The organism is Acinetobacter sp. TUM15064 (genome assembly GCF_008980265.1).
Classification (GTDB): Bacteria; Pseudomonadota; Gammaproteobacteria; order Pseudomonadales; family Moraxellaceae; genus Acinetobacter.
In genome coordinates, this window is sequence record NZ_BKFU01000136.1 from 1 (window position 1) to 1,741 (window position 1,741).

2 protein-coding genes are annotated in these 1,741 nt (G+C 36.8%); both read right to left on the reverse strand.

What is annotated here, in order from left to right:
* Nucleotides 1–666 precede the first annotated feature (666 nt).
* The gene (locus GBI16_RS19145) at nt 667–894 is read right to left on the reverse strand and encodes a Mu transposase domain-containing protein (protein ID WP_404814622.1); all 228 of its coding nucleotides are present in this window, start codon (nt 892–894) and stop codon (nt 667–669) included.
* A gap of 191 nt (nt 895–1,085) precedes the next feature.
* Nucleotides 1,086–1,211: a hypothetical protein gene (locus GBI16_RS19080; RefSeq protein WP_265102679.1), complete on the reverse strand. Its 126-nt coding sequence runs from the start codon at nt 1,209–1,211 to the stop codon at nt 1,086–1,088.
* Nucleotides 1,212–1,741 lie beyond the last annotated feature (530 nt).

Genomic DNA, 1,741 nt, shown 5'->3' on the forward strand with positions numbered 1-1,741 from the left:
TTCTAATTGTTTAAGCCTAGTCTTCACATTTGCCAACTCTTTCGCTTGAGTTGAGAACGGCAGAACAAACTGATAAAGAAAAACCTTCATATTTTTTACCATTTGTTCAAAATTCATTATTTAATAAGATCAAAATTAATTACTAAATATTTATACCATTTTTCTATTATTTATTTATAAAATGAACTATTTTTTCATATATTTTTGTTTTATAGTTACATTTTAAAAAATATTCTTCCATTTTACTATGATTTTTGGTTATTACATGCCATTTCAATGGAATGCATCAGTAAATCACATAAGTTATTTTTGACTAAAACTGTTCAACATGTTCAGCCTCCTAACAAGCTATCATAACGATTAATATTGGCTTGAGGCTCATGACGTAGTTGCAATCAATTCTGTTCTGACAGATCCAGATTGGCTGGTGATGTCGAAGAAATTAAATGCCGCAATTCATTCATTACGATGGATGAAATGCACCATACTATAGGGTCAGTTCACAAGTAACCTGTAGTGCTCTTACCCACACTCCTTAACTGCAAGCAACAATATGACAAACGCATAATCTTCATTAGGATATTTCAGTATTTTGTCTCGGACTTTGAGTATGGCAGGCGGAAATTCCTAAAATGGGACACCATGACGGACTGCGCTAGGTTTCTGTCAAAGCTTACATGCTAGATGATCACGTCCAAACGGACGGGGATAATCAACGCTGACCTGATGCTTATAAATCATTTTAATATGGTCGGCATAGGCATGGACGAGCACAATTTTTCTGGCGTACTGGGCTGGTACACTGTAACGGTTGAGGTCACAGTGAATCAGATGGCGGTTGCTTACGCGTAAGACATGCTGAATATAACCATCAAATGGCTGCTGGATGGTAATGAGATGGCATTTTCCATGTCATAAACATCCATTATCCGATATTGTTTCATGATCGAGTACTATCTTTTGGCAAGCTTCTGATATCGCAACTCCAGCCAATGATTGAACTCATGATGATCATTAAATTTCAGACATTGGATGAATAACCATTCACGAATATTGCCGAACTGATTTTCGATTTAACCTTCTTCCTAGCCTGACGTGGGTGTACATGCAACAGGATCAAATAGGTAATGTACGCCAAGTGCCATAAAACACCAGTTAAATTGCCGTTCCTTGCCTGTCATAATGATATCTACAACGGTCTTGATTGCCATAGACCATTCGTTTTGGTATGCCACCTAAGAAGTGAAAAACGCATTGATGTGTGTCCATGACCTTTTCCTGTATTTCTATAGAAAAAGCAACAACAAAGCATTTACAGCTATGGGCTAAACGAAAATGTGCAATTTTGACTTGATGCATGTCACCTGAAATTTCTACCGTTTCATAACTCCAGAAAAACTAGCACATATCTCCAGGCAACAGCATGGGAACAAAAGTTAGTTTGGATTTAGGACGTAAAACGGACTTATTTCAAATTCCAACATAACGCTGCACTGAATCATAAGTACCTTGGTGGCCTTCGGTCTGCAAGCATTCAAATAAACATCATGCTGTACATCGTTGTTGTTTTGGTCGATAACTGTCCCGAATGATCCAGTACCTAGGATGACGTTATATTCACCAAGCTTAGGTTGGAGTTGAGAGTGGCAGAATAAATTGATAAAAAACACCTTGATATTTTTTACCGCTTGTTCAAAACTTATGATTTAATCAGTTCAAAATTACACAGCAAATACTTATA

Coding starts and splice junctions, on each gene's coding strand:
- GBI16_RS19080 (WP_265102679.1), bottom strand. CDS start 1,211: ATGGCAATCAAGACCGTTGTAGATATCATTATGACAGGCAAGGAACGG.